Annotated in this window: 19 protein-coding genes; 15 read left to right on the top strand and 4 right to left on the bottom strand. The window is 67.3% G+C overall.

The features are described 5' to 3' along the window. The first annotated feature begins 2 nt into the window (after positions 1-2). From ACSFBL_RS17025 to ACSFBL_RS17015, 3 genes are read left to right on the top strand one after another with little or no spacing between them, the layout of a single operon-like run. On the top strand, positions 3-1,775 hold the full coding sequence (locus ACSFBL_RS17025; RefSeq protein WP_435516976.1) for an ArnT family glycosyltransferase: 1,773 nt from the start codon (positions 3-5) through the stop codon (positions 1,773-1,775). After that, positions 1,759-2,721: a glycosyltransferase family 2 protein gene (locus ACSFBL_RS17020; protein WP_435516975.1), complete on the top strand. Its 963-nt coding sequence runs from the start codon at positions 1,759-1,761 to the stop codon at positions 2,719-2,721. Before ACSFBL_RS17025 ends, ACSFBL_RS17020 begins: the two co-directional genes overlap by 17 nt. Further along, the gene (locus ACSFBL_RS17015) at positions 2,718-3,113 is read left to right on the top strand and encodes a GtrA family protein (protein WP_435516974.1); all 396 of its coding nucleotides are present in this window, start codon (positions 2,718-2,720) and stop codon (positions 3,111-3,113) included. The genes ACSFBL_RS17020 and ACSFBL_RS17015 overlap by 4 nt, the downstream gene beginning before the upstream one ends. Before the next feature lie 29 nt (positions 3,114-3,142). On the opposite strand, the gene ACSFBL_RS17010 is transcribed toward ACSFBL_RS17015, so the two are convergent. From ACSFBL_RS17010 to ACSFBL_RS17000, 3 genes are all read right to left on the bottom strand, one after another. Next, entirely contained in the window at positions 3,143-4,342 is a 1,200-nt protein-coding gene (locus ACSFBL_RS17010) for an amidohydrolase family protein (protein ID WP_435516973.1), read from the bottom strand. Continuing rightward, entirely contained in the window at positions 4,288-5,052 is a 765-nt protein-coding gene (locus tag ACSFBL_RS17005) for a TetR/AcrR family transcriptional regulator (RefSeq protein WP_435516972.1), read from the bottom strand. The genes ACSFBL_RS17010 and ACSFBL_RS17005 overlap by 55 nt, the downstream gene beginning before the upstream one ends. Positions 5,053-5,169: 117 nt before the next feature. Next, positions 5,170-5,943 carry a ferredoxin--NADP reductase gene (locus tag ACSFBL_RS17000; RefSeq protein WP_286372135.1) on the bottom strand — a complete coding sequence of 258 codons (774 nt, stop codon included), beginning with the start codon at positions 5,941-5,943 and terminating at the stop codon, positions 5,170-5,172. 244 nt (positions 5,944-6,187) lie between these two features. Between ACSFBL_RS17000 and ACSFBL_RS16995 the strand changes: the two genes are divergently transcribed. From ACSFBL_RS16995 to ACSFBL_RS16940, 12 genes are all read left to right on the top strand, one after another. After that, on the top strand, positions 6,188-7,813 hold the full coding sequence (locus tag ACSFBL_RS16995) for a 6-hydroxynicotinate reductase (RefSeq protein WP_435516971.1): 1,626 nt from the start codon (positions 6,188-6,190) through the stop codon (positions 7,811-7,813). Positions 7,814-7,815: 2 nt separating this feature from the next. Next, the gene (locus ACSFBL_RS16990) at positions 7,816-8,739 is read left to right on the top strand and encodes a UPF0280 family protein (RefSeq protein WP_435516970.1); all 924 of its coding nucleotides are present in this window, start codon (positions 7,816-7,818) and stop codon (positions 8,737-8,739) included. 21 nt (positions 8,740-8,760) lie between these two features. Next, the gene (locus tag ACSFBL_RS16985) at positions 8,761-9,402 is read left to right on the top strand and encodes an amino acid synthesis family protein (protein WP_435516969.1); all 642 of its coding nucleotides are present in this window, start codon (positions 8,761-8,763) and stop codon (positions 9,400-9,402) included. 138 nt (positions 9,403-9,540) lie between these two features. Next, positions 9,541-10,125: an amino acid synthesis family protein gene (locus ACSFBL_RS16980; protein WP_435516968.1), complete on the top strand. Its 585-nt coding sequence runs from the start codon at positions 9,541-9,543 to the stop codon at positions 10,123-10,125. A 48-nt stretch (positions 10,126-10,173) separates the two neighbouring features. Beyond that, the gene (locus ACSFBL_RS16975; protein WP_435516967.1) at positions 10,174-11,382 is read left to right on the top strand and encodes an ABC transporter substrate-binding protein; all 1,209 of its coding nucleotides are present in this window, start codon (positions 10,174-10,176) and stop codon (positions 11,380-11,382) included. 152 nt (positions 11,383-11,534) lie between these two features. After that, the gene (locus tag ACSFBL_RS16970) at positions 11,535-13,451 is read left to right on the top strand and encodes an ABC transporter permease (RefSeq protein WP_435516966.1); all 1,917 of its coding nucleotides are present in this window, start codon (positions 11,535-11,537) and stop codon (positions 13,449-13,451) included. Beyond that, a complete protein-coding gene (locus tag ACSFBL_RS16965) occupies positions 13,448-14,251 on the top strand; it encodes an ABC transporter ATP-binding protein (RefSeq protein ID WP_435516965.1) in 804 nt (267 codons plus the stop codon). The genes ACSFBL_RS16970 and ACSFBL_RS16965 overlap by 4 nt, the downstream gene beginning before the upstream one ends. Continuing rightward, the gene (locus ACSFBL_RS16960; RefSeq protein WP_435516964.1) at positions 14,248-14,982 is read left to right on the top strand and encodes an ABC transporter ATP-binding protein; all 735 of its coding nucleotides are present in this window, start codon (positions 14,248-14,250) and stop codon (positions 14,980-14,982) included. Before ACSFBL_RS16965 ends, ACSFBL_RS16960 begins: the two co-directional genes overlap by 4 nt. Positions 14,983-15,108: 126 nt before the next feature. Then, complete coding sequence (pncA, locus tag ACSFBL_RS16955; protein WP_435516963.1) at positions 15,109-15,840, top strand: bifunctional nicotinamidase/pyrazinamidase; 732 nt, start codon at positions 15,109-15,111, stop codon at positions 15,838-15,840. A gap of 14 nt (positions 15,841-15,854) precedes the next feature. Then, the gene (locus tag ACSFBL_RS16950) at positions 15,855-16,334 is read left to right on the top strand and encodes a (2Fe-2S)-binding protein (protein ID WP_435516962.1); all 480 of its coding nucleotides are present in this window, start codon (positions 15,855-15,857) and stop codon (positions 16,332-16,334) included. Further along, positions 16,331-20,089 carry a molybdopterin cofactor-binding domain-containing protein gene (locus ACSFBL_RS16945; RefSeq protein ID WP_435516961.1) on the top strand — a complete coding sequence of 1,253 codons (3,759 nt, stop codon included), beginning with the start codon at positions 16,331-16,333 and terminating at the stop codon, positions 20,087-20,089. Before ACSFBL_RS16950 ends, ACSFBL_RS16945 begins: the two co-directional genes overlap by 4 nt. A gap of 63 nt (positions 20,090-20,152) precedes the next feature. Further along, positions 20,153-21,337, top strand: a complete 1,185-nt coding sequence (locus ACSFBL_RS16940; RefSeq protein WP_435516960.1) for a fumarylacetoacetate hydrolase family protein — start codon at positions 20,153-20,155, stop codon at positions 21,335-21,337. A gap of 95 nt (positions 21,338-21,432) precedes the next feature. On the opposite strand, the gene ACSFBL_RS16935 is transcribed toward ACSFBL_RS16940, so the two are convergent. Then, positions 21,433-22,659 (bottom strand): MFS transporter, encoded by a 1,227-nt coding sequence (locus ACSFBL_RS16935; RefSeq protein WP_435516959.1) that lies wholly within the window; start codon positions 22,657-22,659, stop codon positions 21,433-21,435. Positions 22,660-23,258: the final 599 nt, after the last annotated feature.

Here is a 23,258-nt window from a genome sequence, read left to right as displayed (position 1 = left end):
AGTTGATATTTGCGGCCGCGCACTATGCGGCGTTGGTGGTGTTCGTTGCCGCGTGCTGGGGTATCGGACGGATGCTGCTCGTGCGCGTCGGCGTGCCGATGCGCCGCGATGCCTGGCTCGAGACCGCGATGGCCATCGCGACCGGCATCGGGCTCGTCATCTGCGTCTTCCAGGCTTCCGCGATCGCAGGCGCGTTCAATGCGATCGTGGTCTGGGGCGTGGTCGGCATCGGCATCGCCGCAGCGCTGGCGCAGGCGCCGGCCTGGCTGCGGGAGGTGCGTGCGCGCGAGCTGCCCGCGGCGCTGTCCTGGCTCGAGAAGCTGGGCATGGTCGTGCTGGCGGTGCTCGCCGTGCCGACGCTCGTTGCGCCCCTGGGTCTGCCCGTTGCATTCGACGAGTTGATGTATCACCTGCCGTATGCGCGCGAGGTGGCCGCCTCCGGCTCGCTGGGCATCTACGAATGGCTGCGCTATCCCTGGTTTCCGTACAACTACAACCTGCTCTATGCCGCGGCGCTGATGGTCGGCGACGACGTGCTGCCGCACTTCGCCAACGCGCTCGCCGGCTGGCTGTCGGTCTGGATCGTCTACCGACTGGGCGTGGTGCATGTGAACCGCGTGGTCGCCTGCGTCGGTGCCGCGATCTGGCTCGGGCTGGGCGACTACTCCGGCGCGCTGATCGACACCAGCGTCGCGCTGTTCGTGCTCGCCGCCTGCGTGGCCCTGTGGTGGTGGCGCGAAGCACCTCGGAACGGCGCGCGCTGGCTGGCGCTCGCCGCCTTTTTCCTGGGCGTCGCCGTTGGGTCGAAGTACCAGGCGCTGACCGTCACGCCGCTGGTGGCCGTCTTCGTGCTCCTGCATGAGCGTCGTCCGCGCGTGCTGGCCGTGGCGCTGGTCTGCTTCCTGATCCCCTGCGTGTACTGGTATGCACGCAACGCCGTCATGACCGGCGATCCGTTCAATCCCATCGGCGCCCGCGTGTTCGGCTTCACCAACTGGAACATGCAGGACTACCGCATGCAGTTCCAGGACGTGCACGAGCATTCGAACCCGCCGAACCTGCTGATCTGGGCCGTGCTGGCCGTGCCTTTCAGCGCCTACTGGAAGCGCTCCCCTGCGCTGCGCGCCGCCCTGGTGTTCAGCATCTATTCGCTGTTCGTGTGGAGCCTGACTTCGCGCTATCCGCGCTACCTGACCGCGTCCCTTCCGATCCTGGCGCTGACCGCCGCGGTGGGCTGGCAGACGATCTTCGGCGCCATCGCCCTCCGGTTGCGCAGGGCGATGCCGGCACGCGATCTCGGCGGCGGGCTCGACCGGACCGGGCGCTGGCTCGGCGTGGCGCTGCTGGTGGTGCTGCTGACCTTCTCCGTCCACCAGACGCGAAGGAAGCTGGCGATGATCGCCGTCACACCCGAGGCGCGCGCGGCGGTGCTGCGCAGGCACGTGCCCGGCTACGCGGTGATGGACTACCTTCGCCAGCACGCGACCGGCCGCGTCTACCAGATCGCGCTGATCGAGGCGACCTACTACGGGCCCAATCCGGTCTGGGGCGACGCGCTCGGGCCATGGCGATACTCTGACTTCATCGTCCTGCCGCCGAACGAGTTCGCGCGCAAACTTGCCGGACTGGGATTCGGGGCGATCGCCATCGACGCTGCCAATGCGCCGCTGCTCGAAGCGCAACCCGGCTTCCTTGACCATTTCGCCCTGATGTATGAAAAAGACGGCGCCAAGGCCTATCGCAACCTCCAATACAAGAATGACCGGAAGCCCTGACCCACGCGCATTGCGCGTAGCCGCCGTAATTCCGTGCTTCAACGAGGCACTCTCGATTACGCAGGTGGTGGATGAATTCCGCGCGGTGCTGCCCGAGGCGGAGATCCACATCTTCGACAACAACTCGACCGACGGCACCGCCGAGGTCGCCAGGGCGTGCGGCGCGACGGTCACGCACGTGGCGCTGCGCGGCAAGGGCAACGTGGCGCGCCGCATGTTCGCGGACGTCGAGGCCGATGTCTACGTGATGGTCGACGGCGACGCCACCTACGACGTGCGCGACATCCGCCAGCACATCGGCATGCTGGTCGAGGGCAATCTCGACATGGTGGTGGGCTCGCGGGTCGACGACGGTGCGGACGTGCAGACGTACCGGCGCGGCCACCGCTTCGGCAACCGGCTGCTCACCGGCGCGGTCGCCAGCCTTTTCGGCGGGCGGCTGACCGACATGCTCTCGGGCTACCGGGTGTTCTCCAGGCGCTATGCCAAGTCCTTCCCGGCGGTCTCGGAAGGCTTCGAGATCGAGACCGAGCTGACTGTCCACGCCCTCGAACTGCGCATGCCCTTCGCCGAGGCGCCGGTGCTCTACCGCTCCCGACCCGAGGGCTCGGAGAGCAAGCTGTCGACCTACCGCGACGGCTGGCGCATCCTGAAGACCATCTGCAAGCTCTTCGTCAGCGAGCGGCCCTTGCTCTTCTTCAGCGCCGTCGCCGGCGTGCTCGCGCTGGCGTCGGTGATCCTCGCCGAGCCGCTGCTGACCACCTACCTGCGCACGGGGCTCGTCCCTCGTCTGCCGACGGCCGTGTTCGTGACGGGCACGATGCTGGTGGCGATGCTGGCCTTCGTCTGCGGCGTGGTACTGCACACGGTGACGATCGGCCGGCAGGAAGCCAAGCGCCTGCGCTACCTGGCGATTCCGGGCGTGCGGCATCGCGGCTCGCCATGAGGGCGGGGCGGGAGTTCCTGTCTTTCGCCATCGTCGGCACGGTCGGCGTGGTGGTCGACATGGGCGTGCTGTACCTGGTGGCGCCACTGCTGGGTTGGTACGGGGCGCGCGTGGTGTCCTTCATCGCCGCCGCGACGACGACGTGGGCGCTGAACCGGCGCTACACCTTCACCGCGCGGGAGTCGGGCTCGTCGCTGCGGCGTGAATACGCGCACTACCTTCTGACCATGCTGGGCGGGGCGCTGGTCAACTACGCGGTCTATGTGCTGACGCTGCACTGGGTGGGCGGCGTCTTGGCGCCTGCGCTGGGTGTGGCGCTTGGGAGCTGCGCCGGGCTCGCGGTGAACTTCATGTCGGCACGGCATCTGGTGTTCAAGTCCGCGCGGAAGTGACTCCCTCTCCCTCTGGGAGAGGGAGGCGATCAGTGCGCGCCGGAGACCACTACCGGGATTTCCGTGGCCGGCGGCGTGTTGCGGCTCCGCCCGCAACGCACGATGCCGTCGATCATCACCATCCCCACGCCCGGAATGTCGCCGAGCTGCACGCTTTCGAGCAGGCCGGCCGCGGGCGAATGCTGCGCACGGTCCATGAACACGAAATCCGCCGCGCGACCGACCTCGATCAGCCCGCAGTTGAGCTTGCGGATGCGCGCCGTGTTGCCGGTCGCGAAGCAGAACACCAGCTCGGCAGGGATGTTCGCGATCGACGACAGCATCGCCACCATGCGCAAAATGCCCAGCGGCTGCACGCCCGAACCGGCCGGCCCGTCGGTGCCCAGGATCACGCGATGCGGGCACTTGAGATCGAGTGCCGCCTTCGCCGCCGCGATGGCGACGCGCTCGTTGCCGTTGTGCACGATCTCGATCGCGCGGGACGACTTTTCGCACAGCTCGCACACATGCGCCTCGGGCAAGGAGGTGTGGCCGCCGTTGATGTGGCCGATGATGTCGGCATCGGCTTCGAGCACCACGTCCTTGTCGATCAGGCCCGAGCCCGGGATCGAGGGCCCGCCCGTGTGGATGGTGCTCTGGATGCCGTACTTGCGCGCCCACGCCACCATCTCCTTGGCCTCGTAGCCGGCCTTGACCGAGCCCAGCCCGACCTCGCCGAGCAGGCCCACGCCCGCCTCGGCCAGTTCCTTGAAGTCGCTCTCGACCATGCCCTTCTCGATGACCGGCGCGCCGGCCAGCACCTTGACGCCGCCGGGTCGGAAGTTGTCGAAGGCACGCTGGGCCGTGATGGCCAGCGCCTTCAGGCCGACGATGTCCTTGGGACGGCCGGGCAGGTGCACCTCGCCTGCGGAAATCATCGTGGTCACGCCGCCGTTCATCGTCGAGTCGATCCAGCCGATCTGCCCCTGGCGGGGGGTCCAGTCGCCGAAGACGGGGTGAACGTGGCTGTCGATCAGGCCGGGCGCGACGCAGGTTTTCCTGCAGTCGATCACGGTCTGCGCGCCTTCGAGGTCGCAGTCCTTCTCCTTGCCGATGGCAACGATCAGCCCGTCGTTCACGACGAGGGTGTCGGCATCGAGGATCGGATTGTCGATATCGCCCGAGAGCAGCAGGCCTATGTTCCGGATGACGACCTTGCCCGACTTGGCGCCGGTTGCGACTTCTGCCATTTCTTGTCCTCTGCGTGGGGTGGAATGATTGGCTCGTCGGAAGCCCCCGCATCGACCGTGCGCAGCACCGTCTCGATCACGAAGTCTTCCCAGTGCGCGACGGCTTCCGCGGTCTCCAGCGGCTCGCCGAGGAAAGCGGTCAACGTGTGGCGGTTCGACGTGTAGAAATAGCCGGTCGACGCGATCAGCAGATAAAGGTCGCGCGCTGCCACGTCGCCGCGGAACAGCCCCTGCGCAACCCCGCTCGCAACGATCTCCTGGATGATCGAGATCGCGCGTGACGAATACTCCCGCGCCCGAAGCGACTTCGCGATGTGCCGCCCCTTGTGCAGGTTCTCGGTGTTCAGCAGCGTGACGAACTCGGGGTTCCGGCGGTAGTAGCCGAGCACGAAGCGGATCACCGCCGTGAGCGATTCGACCGGCCGCGTGGCGTCGAGATCGAGTGCGGCCTCCGCATCGTCCATGCGCCGGTAGATGCCTTCGAGCACTGCGATGAAGAGCCCTTCCTTGCTGCCGAAGTAGTAGTAGATCATCCGGTCGTACGACTTCGCGGCCTTCGAGATCTTCTCGACGCTGCCGCCGTCGTAGCCGTACTTCGCGAACACCTTGGTCGCCGCGCGCAGGATGCTCTCGCGCGTGGCCTGCGCCGCCGCTTCACGCACGCCGGTGCGGCGCGTCGCGGCCCTGGGTGCGGTCTTGCGCTCGGCCATCGGGTCAGCGCACGCGGAGGAGGAGGCGGCCGCCGCCGGGCCGCCCCAAGGCGAGCCGCGCCGCCCCCTCGGGGAGTGGAGTTACACGAGCGCAGCGAGTGAAAAGCCGGGGGGCTGTCATTTCTCTGCGAAGGCGCGCTCGACGACGAAGTCGCCGGGCGTGGAAGTGTTGCCTTCCTTGAACCCACGCGCCTCGAGAATGTGCTTCAGGTCGACCAGCAGGCCCGGGCTGCCGCAGAGCATCACGCGGTCCTCGGCGGCATTGAGCGGCGGAAGGCCGAGGTCGTCGGTGAGCTTGTTGCTCTCGATCAGCTCGGTGATGCGGCCCATGTTGCGGAACTCTTCCCGCGTCACCGTCGGGTAGTAGAGCAGCTGCTTCTCGATCATCTCGCCCAGGATCTCGTGCTTGGGCAGGTGATCGGTCACGAGGTCGTGATAGGCCAGTTCGTCGATCTGGCGCACGCCGTGCACCAGGATGACCTGCTCGAACTTCTCGTAGGTGTCGGGGTCGCGGATGATGCTCATGAACGGCGCCAGGCCCGTGCCGGTGCCGAACAGGTAGAGCCGCTTGCCCGGGAGCGTGTAGTCGATCAGCAGCGTGCCCGTGGGCTTGCGGCCCACGATGATCGTGTCGCCGACCTGGATGTGCTGGAGCTTCGAGGTCAGGGGGCCTTCTTCCACCTTGATGCTCAGGAACTCCAGGTGCTCCTCGTAGTTGGGGCTGACGATGCTGTAGGCACGCAGGAGCGGCTTGTTGTTGACCTTCAGCCCGATCATCGTGAAGTGGCCGTTCGAGAAACGCAGGGCCGGATCGCGCGTGGTGGTGAAGGTGAACAGGCGGTCGGTCCAGTGGTGGACGCTCAACACACGTTCTTCGCTGAATGCACTCATAAGGGTCAGGAATGGTTATGAACGAAAAAGGGAACCCCCGATTGTCGGCGACTCGGATGTGCCCGCGAAAACACCATTGCAAGCATCGGGCCTGTTTGCTACATTGATCTTCAATGTAGTGATTGCCACATGAAAGTGTAGGGAATGCTACACAAACGTCACTTCCAGCACAAGCGCCAGTGCAAGAGGGTCTTCGGCACAGATGTTGCACGACCCATTGCCTGATTCCCACGAGACGCCCGCGATGACCGAACACACGAAGACAGACGGATTGCCCGGCATGGACATGCCGGTATTGCCCGAGGCCACGGGGCGCGCGCCCTTGCGCAACGAGAAGATGAGCACCGGCAAGGTGGAATGCAATGCATGCCCCGTGCTGTGCCAGATCTCCGACGGGCGGACGGGCGCCTGCGACCGCTACGCCAACCGTGACGGCGTGCTGGTGCGCGTCGATCCGGTGGTGCTGCTGCGTCGCGAACTGGCGAGCGAATCTCCCGCGCTCGTGCCCTTCGCGCGGGTGAACGCCGAGTTGGACGAATCGGAACGCACCGCCGAACCGGTGATCGACCCCGACTGGAACGGCGATCTCCTTCGTGCCGACGAGGTCTTCGTGACCGGCGTGGGCTCGTCCACCACCTACCCCGATTACAAGCCCGCGCCCTTCATCGTGGCCTCGAAGGCGCAGGGCGTGGACATGGTGACGGTCGTGACCGAAGGCATCTTCAGCTACTGCAGCTTCAAGGTGAAGATCGACACCGATCGTTTCCTCGGCTCGGAGCAGGCCAACGTCCGCTACCGGGGCGAAGTGGTGGGCCATGTCACCACCGCGGAGTACGGCTCGCAGATGCTTTCCCTCGGCGGCGTGCACCACCTCACCGGCGGCAGCAAGAAAGAGGGCCGCATGACGGCCGAGCTGATGCAGCTGCTGGGCAACAAGAAGCCGGTCGAATGCGTGATCGACGGCGGCGCGAGCATGGTGATCCAGGCGGGCAAGGCACCCATCGTCAACGGTGTGGAAGAACAGCGCATGCGCGTGGGCTGCGGCTCCGCGGCCGTCGGCATCTTCGCGCGCCAGTTGTTCGGCCATGCCGACGAAGTGGTGGTGGTCGACGACCACATCACCGGCGTGCTCACCGAACACCAGGCTGGGCGCTGCCTCGACATGCCGGCCTCGGGCATCCAGATGCGCGGGCGCAAGTCGACGCCGGGGCGCTACTTCCAGGTCGCGAACCCGGGCAATGGCTGGGGCGGCACGGACATCGACGATCCCCTCTCCATCATCGAAGGCTGGGAGGAAGGCGTGGCACGGCCGGGCTTGCGGCTCCTGATGACCTCGACCACCGGCGAGCATGCGCAGTGGTACGTGCTCGACGAGCAGTTGCAGCCGGTCGAGCAGGAGATGCCGGCCGACGTACGCCGCATCGTGGAGCGCATCGGCGAGAACTGCGAGCCCTCGCTGTGCACGGTGCTGTTCCTCGGCGGTGCGGGCGGCAGCCTGCGCGCCGGCGTCACGGAAAACCCGGTGCTGCTCACGCGCGCGATCAAGCGTGCGCTGGTCAACGTGACCTGCGGCGGCGCACCGGCCTACGTGTGGCCCGGCGGCGGCATCACCGTGATGGCCGACGTGCTGCGCATGCCGGACAACAGCTTCGGCACGGTGCCCACGCCGGCGATCGTCGCGCCGATCGAGTTCAGCATGCGGCGCGAGGACTACGCCGCGCTCGGCGGGCACATGGAGCATGTGTTCTCGCTCGAACAGGCGCTCGCCCGGGGAGCCTGGCAGGACGACGGCGCACCGCTGGCGCGCCAATGGCTGCGCATGGACGCGGCCAATCCCTGGCCCTTGGGCCAGCCGCCGATGCTCGGCTAGACATGACCGCCCAACGCACAGCCCTCGACGGCGGCCGCTGGCACCTGAACCACGGCCCCATCGACATCGTCGCGGAGGCGCACGGCGATGCCGTGGAAGTGGCGGTGGCGCACGAGCACGTGTGGCGGCGCTTTCGCACCTTGCTCGACGAACTCGTGTCGGAGCTGCCGCTGCTGCGTCAACCCGTCGGCAGCGATTGCACCCTGCGCGGCCCGATCGCCCGGCGCATGTGGAACGCGTGCGTGCCGTTTCGCTCGGGCTTCATCACGCCGATGGCGGCGGTCGCCGGCGCCGTGGCACAGGAACTCATCGCCTGCTACGACCGTCCAGGCATCGAACGCGCCTGGGTCAACAACGGCGGCGACATCGCGCTGCACCTCGCGCATGGCCATTCGGCAAGCGTCGGTCTCTTTGCGGACCTTGCCCGCTTCGATCCGCGCGACCAGGGGGCGCTCACGACAGACGGGCAGTTCGAGATCACCGCCGAAATGCCCGTGCGAGGCATCGCGACCAGCGGGTGGCGCGGCCGCAGCTTCTCGCTCGGCATCGCCGACAGCGTGACCGTGCTCGCCGCCACGGCAGCCGAGGCCGATGCCGCGGCCACCGTCATCGCCAACGCAGTCGACGTCGACGACCCAGGCATCCACCGTCAGCCCGCCAACGCGTGCAAGGACGACAGCGATCTCGGCGACATCCCCGTCACGACGGACGTCGAGGAACTCGCGCCCGCACAGGTGCGTCGCGCACTCGATGCGGGCGTTGCCCGCGCCGAGATGCTTCGGCGCGATGGACTCATCGGGTCGGCCGTGCTCGTTTGCCAGGGTCAATGGCGGGTCGTGCAGCCATTAAGCTCGCAGACCCCGGCGACCTTGCAGCAAATTGCGGGCGACGGCGTTGCGAGTGCAGTTGGTTCAGTATTTGCTTAACGAAAAGCAGGACTTCTTTTCATGATCGATATACGCCGTGTCTTCACCCAGGTCGAGCACATCCACCACGAGTTCGGACCGCGCGCCGCAACACCGCTGGTGCGTGGCGCCATCGGCGCGGTGCTGACCAATCCCTTCGCGGGCCGCTACGAGCCCGACATCCTGCCGATGATGAAGCTGCTCGATCCGGTCGGCGTCGACATGGCGCACCGCTTGCGCGCCGCGATGGATGTGCCTGTCGAGCGCATCGCCACCTACGGCAAGGGCGCCATCGTGGGGGCTGCCGGCGAGCTGGAGCACGGTGCGCTCTGGCACGTGCCTGGGGGCTACGCGATGCGCGAACTGCTTGGTTGGAAGGGCGATCGCGATGCCTACCGGCAAGGCAAAGGCGAAGAGAAGACGGGCCAGCCCGGCAATGCCTTGTCGATCGTGCCGTCGACGAAGAAAGTCGGGCCGCCCGGCGCGACGCTCGATGTGCCGCTTACCAACATCAATGCGAGCTATGTGCGCGGCCAGTTCGACGCCATCGAGGTGCGAGTGCCCGGCGCGCCGGCGGCGGACGAAATCGTCTTCATCCTGGCCATGAGTACCGGCTACCGCGTGCATGATCGCGTCGGCGGCCTGCGCGCAGAAGACATCACCAAATGGGATGGGTTGAGATGACCCCCCAGTCTTCGCGCACCTCGTGTCGCTTCGCCAACCCCCCTGCACGGGGGCAACACCAGCGGCCCGGCAAAGCCGGTTCCGCAGTGTTTCCGGAATGATGTACGGGACTCGCCATTGCATTGAACAGGACAAGACATGAAAGCAAGCATTCGCAAACTCGTCATCCAGGTCGACGAAACCCGCAAGGAAATGGGCAAGGCCATCGAGCCGCCGACCCGCCGCGCCGTCGCCATCGCCGTCATCGAGAACCCCTATGCAGGCCGCTACAGCGAGTCGCTCGACGACCTGATCGCGATCGGTGAAGAGCTCGGCGCGCTACTGGGGCAGAAAGCCGTTGCAGCGCTCGGCATCGAGCCGGGCCAAGCGCAGAGCTACGGCAAAGCAGCCATCGTCGGCGAAGCCGGCGAACTCGAACATGCCGCCGCCATCCTCCACCCCAAGCTCGGTGCGCCGTTGCGCGTGGCGGTCGAGAAGGGCGCGGCGCTCGTGCCTTCCGCCAAGAAGCGCGGCACGCTCGGCACTGCCATCGACGTGCCGTTGGGGCACAAGGACGCCGCATTCGTACGCAGTCATTTCGACGCTGTCGAAGCACGCGTGTCGGATGCACCCCGCGCCAACGAAATCGTCGTTGCCGTGGCCGTCACCGACAGCGGCCGTCCGCTGCCGCGCATCGGCGGCCTTCAGGTTTCAGAAATCAAGGGCGAAGACGGCCTCCGCTGAGCCACTCGTCGCATCATCCGTTTTGTGTTTGAACCCAAGGAGCTCTCGATGAACCCACTGCGTCTTGCCTTCAGCGCGGCCGCTGTTGCCACGCTCGCCACTGCCCTCGTCCCCGCGCACGCGCAGGGCGTGATCAAGATCGGCGAGATCAACAGCTACAAGGCGCAACCCGCCTTCCTCGAGCCCTACAAGAAGGGCATGGAACTCGCGGTCGACGAGATCAACGCCGCCGGCGGCGTCAACGGCAAGAAGATCGAACTGATCAGCCGCGACGACAACGCCAACCCGGGCGACGCCGTGCGCGTGGCCGAGGAACTGATCTCGCGCGAGAAGGTCGACATGCTGGCGGGCACCTTCCTGTCCAACACCGGCCTCGCGGTCACCGACTTCGCGAAGCAGAAGAAGTTTTTCTTCCTCGCCGGCGAGCCGTTGACCGACAAGATCACCTGGCAGGGCGGCAACCAGTACACCTTCCGCCTGCGCCCCGGCACCTACATGCAGGCCGCGATGCTGGTGCCCGAAGCGGCGAAGCTCAAGAAGAAGCGCTGGGCGATCGTCTATCCCAACTACGAGTATGGCCAGTCGGCGGTCGCCGCGTTCAAGCAGCTGCTGAAGGCGGCCCAGCCCGACGTGGAGTTCGTCGCCGAGCAGGCCGTGCCGCTCGGCAAGGTCGATGCAGGCAGCGTGGTGCAGGCGCTTGCGGATGCCAAGCCCGACGCGATCTTCAACGTCTTGTTCGCCGCGGACCTCTCGAAGTTCGTGCGCGAAGGCAACACGCGCGGCCTGTTCAAGGACCGCGAGGTCGTGAGCGTGCTGACCGGCGAGCCCGAGTACATGGACCCGCTGAAGGACGAGGCGCCCAACGGCTGGATCGTGACCGGCTACCCGTGGTACGGCATCACCACGCCCGCGCACAAGGCCTTCGAACAGGCCTACCAGGCCAAGTACAAGGACTATCCGCGCCTCGGCTCGGTGGTCGGCTACAGCATGATCAAGTCGGCCGCCGCGGGCATCGCCAAGGCCAAGAGCACCGACCCCGACAAGCTGGCCGCCGCCTTCAAAGGCCTGCAGGTCGAAACGCCCTTCGGCAAGATCACCTACCGACCCGAGGACAACCAGTCGACCATGGGCGCCTTCGTGGGCCGCACCAAGAACGACGGCGGCAAGGGTGTGATGGTCGACTACGTGTACCTCGACGGGGCGGACGCGAAGTACCAGCCGTCGGCGGCGGAGATCAAGAAGTCCCGAACTGACTGAGCCCACCCCCAGCCTCGCCCACTTCGTGTGGCTCTGCACCCCCTTCGAGGGGGCAATCCTGGCGGACCGGCGGAGCCGGATCCGCGGGATCTCTGGGCTGGGCGCGCGCGGCTTGCTGTTGCTGTGTGACTTCGAGTGACTAGGAATATCGAATGAGCTTTTCGGGATTCATCGTTCAACTGCTCAACGGGCTGGCAAGCGCGTCGTCGCTGTTCCTCGTGGCGGCGGGGCTGTCGCTGATCTTCGGCGTCACGCGGATCGTGAATTTCGCGCATGGCTCGTTCTTCATGGTGGGGATCTACATCGCCTACACCCTGGTCGATCGACTGGGCACCGGGGTGGGCTTCTGGCCGGCGCTGGTGCTGGCGGCGCTGGCGGTCGGCGTGCTCGGCGCGCTGATCGAGGTCGTGCTGCTGCGGCGCATCTACAAGGCGCCCGAACTCTTCCAACTGCTCGCGACCTTCGCGCTGGTGCTGGTCATCAAGGATGCGGTGCTGTGGCTGTGGGGGCCCGACGAACTGCTCGGGCCGCGCGCGCCGGGGTTGTCGGGCTCGGTCACGATCCTGGGACGGCAGTTTCCTTCCTACGATCTCTTCCTGATCGTGGTCGGGCCGGTGGTGCTCGGACTGGTCTGGATGCTGCTCACGCGCACACGCTTCGGCACGCTGGTGCGCGCCGCGACGCAGGACCGCGAGATGGTAAGCGCGCTCGGCGTCAACCAGGCGTGGCTCTTCACCGCGGTGTTCGCGCTTGGCGCCCTGCTTGCGGGGCTGGGCGGCGCATTGCAGTTGCCGCGCGAGCCCGCGACGCTGGAGATGGACCTCAACACCATCGGCGCGGCCTTCGTGGTCGTGGTGGTGGGGGGCATGGGTTCCATCCCTGGCGCCTACGCCGCGGCGCTGCTCATCGCGGAGATCAAGGCGATCTGCATCTGGCTCGGCGTGGTCGACATCTTCGGCATCAGCGTCTCCTTCTCCAAGCTCACGCTGGTGGTCGACTTCCTGGTGATGGCCGTCGTGCTGGTGTGGCGGCCGTGGGGCCTGTTCGGCCGGCCGCAGGCACCAAGCCGCTATGTGGGCATGCAGGAAGAGCCGCTGCGTCGCCCGAGCAAGGCCTACCTGATCGCCGCGGCCGTGTTCGGCCTCGTGCTCGCGGCCATGCCCTTCATCACGGCAGGTTCGCCCTATACGACGGTGCTCATGATCGACCTGATGATCGCCGCGCTCTTCGCGACCAGCCTTCACTTCATCATGGGCCCTGCGGGCATGCACTCCTTCGGCCATGCTGCCTACTTCGGCCTGGGCGCCTATGGCGCGGCGCTGCTGGTGCGCGCGAGCGGGATGCCGATGGAGCTTGCGCTGATCGTGGCGCCGCTCGTCGCCGCGGCCGGCGCCTTCGTCTACGGATGGTTCGCGGTACGGCTGTCCGGCGTGTACCTCGCGATGCTCACGCTCGCGTTCGCCCAGATCACCTGGGCCATCACCTACCAGTGGGACAGCTTCACCGGCGGCAGCAACGGCCTCACGGGCGTCTGGCCTTCCGCATGGCTGTCCGACAAGCGGGCTTACTACTGGCTCACGCTCGTGCTGGTGGCCTTCGGCGTGCTGTGGCTGCGCCGCGTGCTGTTCTCGCCTTTCGGCTATGCGTTGCGTGCGGGCCGTGATTCGGCATTGCGCGCGGACGCCATCGGCATCGACGTCAAGCGCATGCAGTGGGCCGCCTTCGTGATCGCGGGTACCGCGGCGGGTTTGGCCGGTGCGCTCTACGCGTTCTCGAAGGGAAGCATCTCGCCGGAATCGCTCAGTGTCGGCAAGTCGGTCGACGGGCTGGTGATGGTGCTGCTCGGCGGCATCCAGACGCTGGCCGGCCCGGTGGTCGGCGCCGTCACCTTCACCTGGCTCCACGACACCGTGGCGCGCAACACCGACTACTGGAGAGCCATGCTGGGCGGGATCATCCTGTTGCTCGTGCTGCTGTTCCCGCAAGGCATCGCGGGCTTTGCCAAGCAGCTCTTCGATCGCCGGCATGGCGCCGAAGCCGGTACGGATCTGCAGGAGGCCAAGGCATGAGCCTCCTCAAGGTCCACGAACTCGGCAAGTCCTTCGGCGGCGTGAAAGCCGTCGACGGCATCACTTTCGATCTCGCAGCCGGCGAACTTCTGGCGCTGATCGGCCCCAACGGCGCAGGCAAGTCCACCACCTTCAACATGGTGAACGGCCAGCTGAAGGCCGACCGCGGCTCGATCCTGCTCGACGGCCAGGAACTCGTCGGCCGCAAGCCGCGCGAGATCTGGCGCATGGGCGTCGGCCGCACCTTCCAGATTGCCGAGACCTTCGCGTCGCTCACGGTGGTCGAGAACGTGCAGATGGCCTTGCTCTCGCACGACCACAAATTGTTCTCGACCTGGCGGCGCGCGGCGGACCACAAGCGCGACGAGGCCCTGGCGCTGCTCGACCAGGTCGGCATGAAGGCGCAGGCGGACCGCCCCTGCAGCGTGCTGGCCTACGGCGACGTGAAGCGCGTCGAGCTCGCCATCGCCATGGCCAACAGCCCCAAGCTGCTGCTGATGGACGAGCCCACCGCCGGCATGGCGCCCAAGGAACGCAACTCGCTCATGGCATTGACCAAGCAGCTCGTCATCGACCGCGGCATGGCGGTGCTCTTTACCGAGCACAGCATGGATGTCGTGTTCGCCTATGCCGACCGCATGATCGTGCTCGCGCGCGGGCGCTTGATCGCGCAAGGCAAACCGCTGGAGATCCGTGACCATCCCAAGGTGCAGGAGGTCTACTTCGGCAGCGGCAAGACCTTCGAGAAGATCGCGGAGAAAGCGGCCGCAGTGAATGCCGCGGTGGGAGAGCACGCATGAGTTCGCATGAAGTGTTGCTCGAAGCCAAGGCCTTGTGCGCCTGGTACGGCGCGGCGCAGATCCTCTACGACGTCGACCTCGACGTGCGTCGCGGCGAGGTCGTCGCGCTCATGGGCCGCAACGGTGCGGGCAAGTCGACCACGCTCAAGGCGCTGATCGGCATGCTGGGCAAGCGTCGCGGTGCGGTGCGATTCCTGGGGCACGACATCTCGAAGAGCGAACCGCATCACGCCGCCCGCATGGGCCTGGGCTTTGTGCCCGAGGACCGCCGCGTGTTCACCGACCTCAGCGTCATGGAGAACCTCGAAGTCGGCAAGCAGGCCGCGCGCCGCTGGAGCGACGGCACCGACGCGCCGCTGTGGACGCCCGAGCGCCTGTTCAAGCTGTTCCCCAATCTCGGCGAGATGCCGAACCGGCCGGGCGGTCGGATGAGCGGCGGCGAGCAGCAGATGCTCACGGTGGCGCGCACGCTGATGGGCAACCCCTATCTTGTGCTGCTCGACGAGCCCTCGGAGGGTGTCGCGCCGGTGATCGTCGAGCAGATGGCCAACATGATCCTGGAGCTGAAGGCACAAGGCGTGAGCATCCTGCTGTCGGAGCAGAACATGCATTTCGCGGAGCTCGTCTCGGACCGGGCCTACGTGCTGGAGAAGGGGCAGATCCGCTACCACGCGTCGATGGCTGAACTGGCCTCCAACGACGAAGTTCGTCGGGCCTATCTCAGCGTATGAGCTCGCCCCCCGGCTTGCCCACTTCGTGTGGCCGCCTACCCCCTACCGGGGGCGACACCGCCGGACCGGCGGAGCCGGTTTAGGGGTGTCTCTTGGATAGCGATTTTTTAACCTGAGGAGTTGGACATGCAGAACTCGCAACGTAGATCTCTCTTGAAGGCGACCGCGGCACTTGGGCTCGTCGGTGGGCTGGGCGTTTCGGCGCCGCTGTTCGCGGCGGCGAGGATCAAGCCGGCTGCGAATTCGGCGCTGATCGTTGTCGATGTGCAGAACTGCTTCATCGATGGCGGCACGCTGCCGGTGAAGGGTGGCGCGGAGGTGGTGCCCGTCATCAACAAGCTCGCGGGCGCGTTCCAGAACATCGTCGTCACGCAGGACTGGCACACGGCGGGCCACGCCTCGTTCGCGAGCACGCATGCAGGCAAGAAGCCCTTCGAGAGCACCAAGCTCAGCTACGGCACTCAGGTGCTGTGGCCGGACCACTGCGTGCAAGGCACCGATGACGCCGCGCTCAACAAGGACCTGAAGCTGCCGACCGCGCAGATCATCATCCGCAAGGGCTTCCACAAGGACATGGACAGCTACTCGGCGTTCGAGGAAGCCGACCACAAGACCGCGACGGGTCTGGCCGGCTACCTGAAGGCGCGCGGCATCAAGACCGTGTTCGTCACCGGACTCGCCACCGACTTCTGCGTCGCATGGACCGCGATGGACGCACGCAAGGCCGGCTTCGATGTCTATGTGATCGAGGATGCGACGAGGGCGATCGATCTCAATGGTTCGCTCGCCGCCGCGTGGAAGCAGATGGCGGCCAAGGGCGTGAAGCGCATCCAGTCTTCGGACATCGACGTCGCCTGAGCCTGTCGAGCGGAATGCCCGGGTTCGAACTGAAAGTCAACGGACGCAGCGTCGAACTCGCGGCGTCGCACGAGGCGACGCTCCTGAATGTATTGCGCAACGACCTGGGCCTGAACGGGCCCAAGTACGGTTGCGGGCTCGGGCAGTGCGGCGCCTGCACGGTGTGGGTCGACGGCGTGGCCGCGCGTGCCTGCGTGATTCCGGCGCGCGGCGTCGCGGGGCGCGCGATCACGACGCTCGAAGGCCTGGGCTCGCGCGAGCGCTGGCATCCCGTCCAGCAGGGCTTCGAGGAGGCGCAGGCCGCGCAATGCGGCTATTGCCTCAACGGGATGGTGATGCAGGCTGCGGCCTTGCTGGCGCGCGATCCAAGCCCGACCGAGACACGCATCCGCAGTGAACTGTCCGGCAACCTCTGCCGTTGCGGCACGCATGTCGAGATCGTGGCCGCCGTCCAGCGCGCCGCGATGCTGATGGCAAAAGGCGACGACACGTGACGCGTCGCGCCGACCAGCCCCGCACGCGCAGCGAATTCCTCCAGGCCGATGGCGTGCTCGTCATCGTGCGCGAGACGCCGCCCGCGCCACCCCCGGCCAAGGGCCAGCCCGCGCTGGTGGCCGGCAATCCCGCCGAAGGGCCGGAGGTGCTGCTGGCGGTCTGGGACGACGGCAGCGTCACCGCGCTGAACGGCCACGTCGACCTCGGCACGGGCATCCAGACCGCGCTGTCGCAGATCGTCGCGGAAGAGCTGGACGTGCCGATGGCGCAGGTCCGCATGATGCTGGGCGACACGGCGCGCGCGCCCAACCAGGGCGCGACGATCGCGAGCGCATCGATCCAGATCCACGCCGGTCCCTTGCGGCATGCGGCAGCGCAGGCGAGGGCGTGGCTGCTCGCGCAGGCGGCGGAGCACTTCGGCGTGCAGGTCGGACTTCTGGAAGTGCGCGATGGGCGCATCCATGCGGGCGACGATCCGACCTTCAGCATCGGCTTCGGCGAACTGGTGGCGGGCGCGCGCTCGGTGCTGCAGCTCGACACGGTCTCGCGGGTGAAGAGTCCGTCGGACTACCGTGTCGTCGGCACGTCCATGCCGCGCGTCGACATCCCGGCCAAGCTGGCGGGCGAAATGGTCTTCGTCCACGACATGCGTGTGCCCGGCATGCTGCATGGCCGCGTGGTGCGTCCGCCCTATGCGGGCGCGGACCACGGCGACTACATTGGCAACACGCTGGAATCGGTCGACGAATCTTCCATCGCGCACATTCCCGGCATTCGCGCCGTGGTGGTGATCCGCGATTTCGTCGGCATCGTGGCGGAGCGTGAAGAGCATGCCGAACAGGCGCTGCGCGAGCTTCGCGTGACGTGGAAGGCCTGGCCCGGATTGCCGTCGCTCGACGATCTGGAAGGCGCACTGCGCGCGAATCCCGCGACCCAGCGCGTGCTGGTCGATGAAGGCGATGTGGACGGCGCGCTCGCGGCGGCCGCGAAGCCGATGCCGCGCACCTACGTCTGGCCCTACCAGATGCACGCGTCGATCGGGCCGTCCTGCGCCCTGGCGCACTGGGAGCCCGGCGAAGGCGATGGCTTCAGGCTCCGCGTCTGGGCCGGGTCGCAAAACCCGCACGTGCTGCGTGCCGATCTCGCGAAGCTGATGGGCATCGAGGATCTGGCGGTCGATGTCGTGCGGATGGAAGCGGCCGGCTGCTACGGCCGCAATGGCGCGGACGATGTCGCCGCCGATGCGGCGCTGCTCGCGCGGGCCGTCGGCGCGCCGGTCCGCGTGCAGCTCACGCGCGATCAGGAGCACGCGTGGGAGCCCAAGGGCGCCACACAGCTCATGCAGATCCAGGGCGGGCTCGATGCGGACGGCAATGTCGCCGCCTACGACTTCGAGACCTCCTACCCGTCGAATGGCGCACCGACGCTCGCGCTGCTGCTCACGCGCACCATCGAGCCGGTGGCGCAGGCCTTCGAGATGGGCGATCGCACGGCGCGGCCTCCCTATGCCTACGGCAACCTGCGCGTCAAGGTCAACGACATGGCGCCGATCGTGCGCGCCTCGTGGCTGCGGGGCGTGTCGGCCTTGCCGAGTTCATTCGCGCACGAATCCTACGTCGATGAACTCGCCACCGCTGCCGGCGTCGATCCGGTCGCCTTCAGGCTGCGTCATCTGCACGATCCGCGCGCCGCGGACCTCGTGCGCGAGACCGCGCAGAAGGCCGGCTGGCGCATGCGTACCGGTCCGCAGGAGAACGCTGACGGCGGCCTCGGACCCGGCGGCGACATCCTGTTCGGCCAGGGCTTCGCCTATGCACGCTACGTGCACAGCAAGTGGCCGGGCTTCGGCGCCGCGTGGTCGGCGTGGGTGGCGGACGTCGAGGTCAATCGAAAGACGGGCGAGGTTCATGTGCGCCGCGTCGTCGTTGGACACGATGCCGGGCTGATGGTGAACCCGGCCGGGGTGGAGCACCAGATCCACGGCAACGTGATCCAGACCACCAGCCGTGCGCTCAAGGAGCGCGTGCAGTTCGCACCGCAGTCGGCGCCGGACGTGGCGTCGCTGCCGGGCGTCAGGCCTTCGGGCGTGGTCGCGAGCCGCGAGTGGGGCAGCTATCCGATCATCAACTTCCGCGAAGTGCCGGTGATCGAGGTGATGCACATGCAGCGCCCGGGGGAGCCGCCGCTGGGTGCGGGGGAATCGTCGTCGGTGCCGGGCACGGCGGCGATCGCGAATGCGATCTTCGATGCGACGGGGGTGCGCTTTCGGGCGCCGCCGTTCACGCCGGAAGTGGTGCGCGCTGCGCTGAATCCTCTCCCTCCCCCGCTGGGGGAGGGTTGGGGTGGGGGCGCGCGGGCGATCGATGGAGGCGCTGTCGTGCCCCCATCCCAGCCTTCCCCCAGAGGGGAACGGAGCGAACTGCCCGCGTCGGCGCCTTGGCCGCGACGCAAGGGGTTCTGGGTCGGTGCGGGCGCGCTGGTCGTCGGGGCCCTTGGCGTCATCGCAGGACTACTGGGCTGGCGCTCCGCGATCGCGCCCGTTTCGCTGAGCACGCCGGTCTACAGCGAAGCCACCATCGAGCGCGGCCGCACGCTGGCCGCACTCGGCGATTGCGCCGTATGCCACACAGCGCCAGGCGGGGCGATCAACACCGGCGGCCGCGCGATGGAAACGCCTTTCGGCACGATCTACACGACCAATCTCACGCCCGATCCCGACACAGGCTTGGGCCGCTGGTCCTTCAGCGCCTTCCAGCGCGCCATGCGGGAGGGCGTCTCGCGCGACGGCCATCACCTCTACCCTGCGTTCCCCTACACCGCCTTCGCGAAGACCACCGACGATGACCTGCAGGCGCTCTATGCCTACTTCATGTCGCTGCCACCCGTCGGCGCCGAAACGCCGAAGTCGCAGTTGAAGTTTCCCTTCGGCCTCCGACCGCTCATGGCAGGCTGGAACGCGCTCTTCCACGACCCGTCGCCCGTCCAGTCCGTCACCACACAGAGCGCCGAATGGAACCGCGGTGCCTACCTGGTCAACGGCCTCGGCCATTGCGGTGCCTGCCACACGCCCCGCAATGCGTTCGGCGCGGAGCAGGGCGGCAAGGCCTACCTGTCGGGGGCGATGGTCGATGGCTGGGAGGCGCCGGCGCTGACTGCGCTTTCGACCTCGGCAGTGCCCTGGAATGCGGAGGCGCTCTACGGCTATTTGCGCAACGGCCATGCGCGCGAACACGGCGTAGCGGGCGGCCCGATGGCGGAGGTAGTGCGGGAACTCGCCACCGTGCCAGACGCCGACATCCGCGCCATAACAACGTACCTAGCCTCCTTCCAGCCGGCCGTGGACAAGGAGGCCGCAACCGCACAGGCGCAACGCGCCATCACCCTTGCGGCCAGCAACGAAGGCCGACTGCTCGGCCCCGCGCAGCGCATGTTCGACAGCGCCTGCGCGGCCTGCCATCACGACGGCAACGGACCGACGCTGCTCGGCGTCAACACGCCGCTGGCGCTCAACAGCAACCTGACGAGCGCGCGGCCCGACAACCTGCTGCGCACGATCCTCGACGGCGTACGCGAGCCCGCTTCGCGCGACCTCGGCTTCATGCCCGCCTTCCGCGATGCCCTCGACGACGCGCAGATCGCCAAGCTCGCGGGCTACATGCGCGCGCGCTTCGCACCGCAGGAGCCGCCGTGGACCGACCTGCCGCAAAGCGTCGCCCGCGTGCGGGCCGCGAGCCGGGTCGCGACGGCGCGCTGACAGTCCCGTACGATTCGGGGCAATGGCCGAATCAACGGCCTGTTCATCTCTGGAGACCCTCGCATGACCTCGATGCTTTCACCCGCCCAGTCCCTGCCTCGCGACGCCGATCGCGCCACCCTGGTCGGCCGTCTCTGGCTGCCGGACGTCGGTCCGGTGCTCGTCGCGGTGCACGAGGGCGGACTGCACGACCTTTCGCGCGTCGCCGCGACCGCAAGCCAGTTGTTCGAGCTCGACGATCCCGTGGGCGCGGTGCGGCAGGCCCTGCGCGACGACCGGACGTCGCGCGTCGCCTCGCTCGAAGCGGCGCTTGCCAACAGCGACGAAACCCGCCGCGACACGCAGCACCCGTGGTTGCTCGCACCCTGCGACCTGCAGGCCGTGAAGGCCAGCGGCGTGACCTTCATCGCGAGCCTGCTCGAACGCGTGATTGAGGAGCAGTCGCGCGGCGATGCTTCCAAGGCCGAATCCATCCGCGCCGCGCTCAGTGGCGTTCTAGGCGACAACCTCGCCGGCATCGTGCCCGGGTCGGCGCAGGCCGCGAAGGTGAAGGACGTGCTGATCTCGCAGGGCGCGTGGTCGCAATACCTGGAAGTCGGCATCGGGCCGGACGCCGAGATCTTCACGAAGGCGCCGGTGTTGGCGGCGGTCGGTACCGGCGCCGACGTCGGCATTCACTCGGGCTCGGTCTGGAACAACCCGGAGCCGGAGGTCGTGCTTGCGGTGAACAGCCGCGGCCAGACGGTCGGCGCCGCGCTCGGCAACGACGTCAACCTGCGCGACTTCGAAGGCCGCAGCGCGCTGCTGCTCGGCAAGGCCAAGGACAACAACGCCTCCTGCGCGATCGGGCCCTTCATCCGGCTCTTCGACGAGCACTTCGGCATCGACGATGTGCGCCGCATCACGGTGGGGCTGCGCGTGGTCGGGCCGGAAGGGTTCACGCTCGAAGGATCGAGCTCGCTGTCGAAGATCAGCCGCGACCCGCTCGACCTCGTCTCGCAGGCGATCGGGCCGCACCATGCCTACCCGGATGGCCTGATGCTGTTCCTCGGCACGATGTTCGCGCCCACGCAGGACCGGCACGGACCGGGGCAGGGGTTCACGCACGTGGTGGGCGACCGGGTCACCATCTCGGCGCCCGAACTCGGCGCGCTGGACAACCGCGTCGTGCATGCGGACCAGGCGCCGCGGTGGACTTTCGGGATCGGTGCACTGATGCGCAATCTCGCAGGCCGCGGAATACTCTGAACTCCCCCAGGCTCGCGCACTTCGTGTCGCTCTCCACCCCCTCTCCGGGGGCGAACCCGGTGGCCCGGCGGAGCCGGTTCCACGGGTTCTTTGGATCAGGTTCTTTGGGATTTCCAGCGTTGGGCGCCTAGGAGGGCTAGCACCGCGACGAGGCTCGCCGCGAGGAGGATCCACAGGCCGGTGGTGTAGCCAGTGACCGGCGTCCATAGGAGGCCCAGCAGCAAGGGGGCGATGGCGCGTGCGATCGCGCTTGGGAGGCCGAGGGCGCCATTGAGGGTGGCGACGTTGTCGCGGTCAACGTACAGCGCGATGGCCGTGCCCTTGACGATGGTCAGCATTCCGTTGCCCATGCCGTAGAGCAGCACGAAGCACAGCGCGGCCGCGGGATGGCCAGCGCCGGCCAGCAGCATGGCGAGGCCGAGGGGGATCAGGCAGGGGATGAGCCGGTTGGCTAAATGCAGGTCGAAGTGGTGCTCGAAGAAGTAGAGCAGGGCGCGGCCGAACACCTGCACGATGCCGATGCTTGCCGGCACCGCGATGGCCCAGGTCTCGGGTAGCCCTGCACCGCGCAGCAGGCTGACCATGTGGGGCGGGAGGGCGGCCGTCACGGCCATGAGGAGGACGGTGAAGACGCCGATGAGCAGGAAGGGCGCGCTGCGCAGGTGGTGCGCGACGGATGCCCGGTGAGCAGGCGGCTCGCCCGAACCTGAACTGGCGCGTCGCATCGGCGCGCCGCGAAGGACGCGGAAGTGGAGCGGGGCGCACACGCAAAGATGAATGGCTGCGAGCACCCACAGCGTGTGCCGCCAGCCGAGTGCCGAGATGAGCCACGCATCGAGCGGAATGAAGACCGTGCTCGCGAGCCCGCCGAGGAAGGTGAGCGTGATGATCGCGCGGCGGAAGTCATTCGGAAATCGACGCGTGACGATCGCGAACACCGGGTTGTAGAGGGTCGCCGACAATGCGGCCCCGAGCAGCACCCACACGGCGTAGAAGCCCGCCGCGCTTTGCACGACGCTGTGGAGCAGCAGGCCTGCCGCGATCAGCAGGGAGCCGCCTGTCATCACGGCCCGCTCGTGGCCGCGATCGATCCAGCGGCCGACCGGCCACGCCATCACGCCCTCGGCCAGCAGCGCGAGGCTGAACGCGAGCGACGACTGCGCACGGTCCAGGCCGAGGTCTCGCTCGACAGGCTCCATCAGCAGGGCGAAGGTATAGAAGACGCTGCCCCAGGTGATGAGCTGGCCGACGGAGAGCCAGCCGACGAGGCGGCGGTCGTAGGGCGTGGCAGGTGATGGCGGCAACGGTGCGGAAGAGCCCATGACAGGCGACTTTACCGGCGTGGAAGCGGTCTGACTTTTAGCTAGGCCGGCACGAAAAACGATGCTTGGAGGCAACGCTCCCCACGCCTGGTATTCGCCCAACGGACCTCGACGTGACGTAGACAACACGCAGGACCAAGGTCTCCGCTTTCAGTCCTTCCGCATTCAAAAAGGGAACCTGCCATGACCCATCTCCGCGACCCCGGTCGCCGAAGCCTTGTCGAGACACCACGTGACCTCGTCGAAACAACACGAACGAAGTAAACGCCCTTTGTTGGCAAGACACTTCCGCGATCGATAAGAAATTGCGGCGTTCGAGCGCAAACCCATCCTTGGAAAAAAGCATGTCGCCGATGACCTGATCCGCTATGCTCCGCCGCGAACCTCGGGGCCCTCGGCCATGGGAGGTTCTCGCCACTGTCACTGGCGATCGATAAGCAACTTTTTTTTAGGGACGTAAGAAGAATGGCCCATACGCTGACCATCAGCAGCGCCGCCGTTCCTGTCTTTCTCGGCGCACCCGCGCTCGAGCCCGTTCGCCTCTCAGGTTGCGAAGGCCTCAACAGCCTCTTCGAGTATGAACTGCTCCTGCAGACCCC

Origin of the sequence: Variovorax glacialis, from assembly GCF_051216375.1 — a bacterium.
GTDB lineage: Bacteria > Pseudomonadota > Gammaproteobacteria > Burkholderiales > Burkholderiaceae_C > Variovorax.
The sequence above is the reverse complement of the archived record's forward strand: the minus strand, read 5'-3'. Positions and strand labels throughout refer to the sequence as shown.

Bases quoted from the DNA above. Each gene is read 5' to 3' on its own strand.
- ACSFBL_RS16985 (WP_435516969.1), top strand. From the start codon at position 8,761: ATGATCGATATACGCCGTGTCTTCACCCAGGTCGAGCACATCCACCAC.
- ACSFBL_RS17010 (WP_435516973.1), bottom strand. From the start codon at position 4,342: ATGGCAGAAGTCGCAACCGGCGCCAAGTCGGGCAAGGTCGTCATCCGG.
- ACSFBL_RS17005 (WP_435516972.1), bottom strand. From the start codon at position 5,052: ATGGCCGAGCGCAAGACCGCACCCAGGGCCGCGACGCGCCGCACCGGC.
- ACSFBL_RS16990 (WP_435516970.1), top strand. From the start codon at position 7,816: ATGACCGCCCAACGCACAGCCCTCGACGGCGGCCGCTGGCACCTGAAC.
- ACSFBL_RS16940 (WP_435516960.1), top strand. From the start codon at position 20,153: ATGACCTCGATGCTTTCACCCGCCCAGTCCCTGCCTCGCGACGCCGAT.
- ACSFBL_RS16935 (WP_435516959.1), bottom strand. From the start codon at position 22,659: ATGGGCTCTTCCGCACCGTTGCCGCCATCACCTGCCACGCCCTACGAC.
- ACSFBL_RS16995 (WP_435516971.1), top strand. From the start codon at position 6,188: ATGACCGAACACACGAAGACAGACGGATTGCCCGGCATGGACATGCCG.
- ACSFBL_RS16960 (WP_435516964.1), top strand. From the start codon at position 14,248: ATGAGTTCGCATGAAGTGTTGCTCGAAGCCAAGGCCTTGTGCGCCTGG.
- pncA (WP_435516963.1), top strand. From the start codon at position 15,109: ATGCAGAACTCGCAACGTAGATCTCTCTTGAAGGCGACCGCGGCACTT.
- ACSFBL_RS17020 (WP_435516975.1), top strand. From the start codon at position 1,759: ATGACCGGAAGCCCTGACCCACGCGCATTGCGCGTAGCCGCCGTAATT.
- ACSFBL_RS16965 (WP_435516965.1), top strand. From the start codon at position 13,448: ATGAGCCTCCTCAAGGTCCACGAACTCGGCAAGTCCTTCGGCGGCGTG.
- ACSFBL_RS16970 (WP_435516966.1), top strand. From the start codon at position 11,535: ATGAGCTTTTCGGGATTCATCGTTCAACTGCTCAACGGGCTGGCAAGC.
- ACSFBL_RS17000 (WP_286372135.1), bottom strand. From the start codon at position 5,943: ATGAGTGCATTCAGCGAAGAACGTGTGTTGAGCGTCCACCACTGGACC.
- ACSFBL_RS17015 (WP_435516974.1), top strand. From the start codon at position 2,718: ATGAGGGCGGGGCGGGAGTTCCTGTCTTTCGCCATCGTCGGCACGGTC.
- ACSFBL_RS16980 (WP_435516968.1), top strand. From the start codon at position 9,541: ATGAAAGCAAGCATTCGCAAACTCGTCATCCAGGTCGACGAAACCCGC.
- ACSFBL_RS16950 (WP_435516962.1), top strand. From the start codon at position 15,855: ATGCCCGGGTTCGAACTGAAAGTCAACGGACGCAGCGTCGAACTCGCG.
- ACSFBL_RS16975 (WP_435516967.1), top strand. From the start codon at position 10,174: ATGAACCCACTGCGTCTTGCCTTCAGCGCGGCCGCTGTTGCCACGCTC.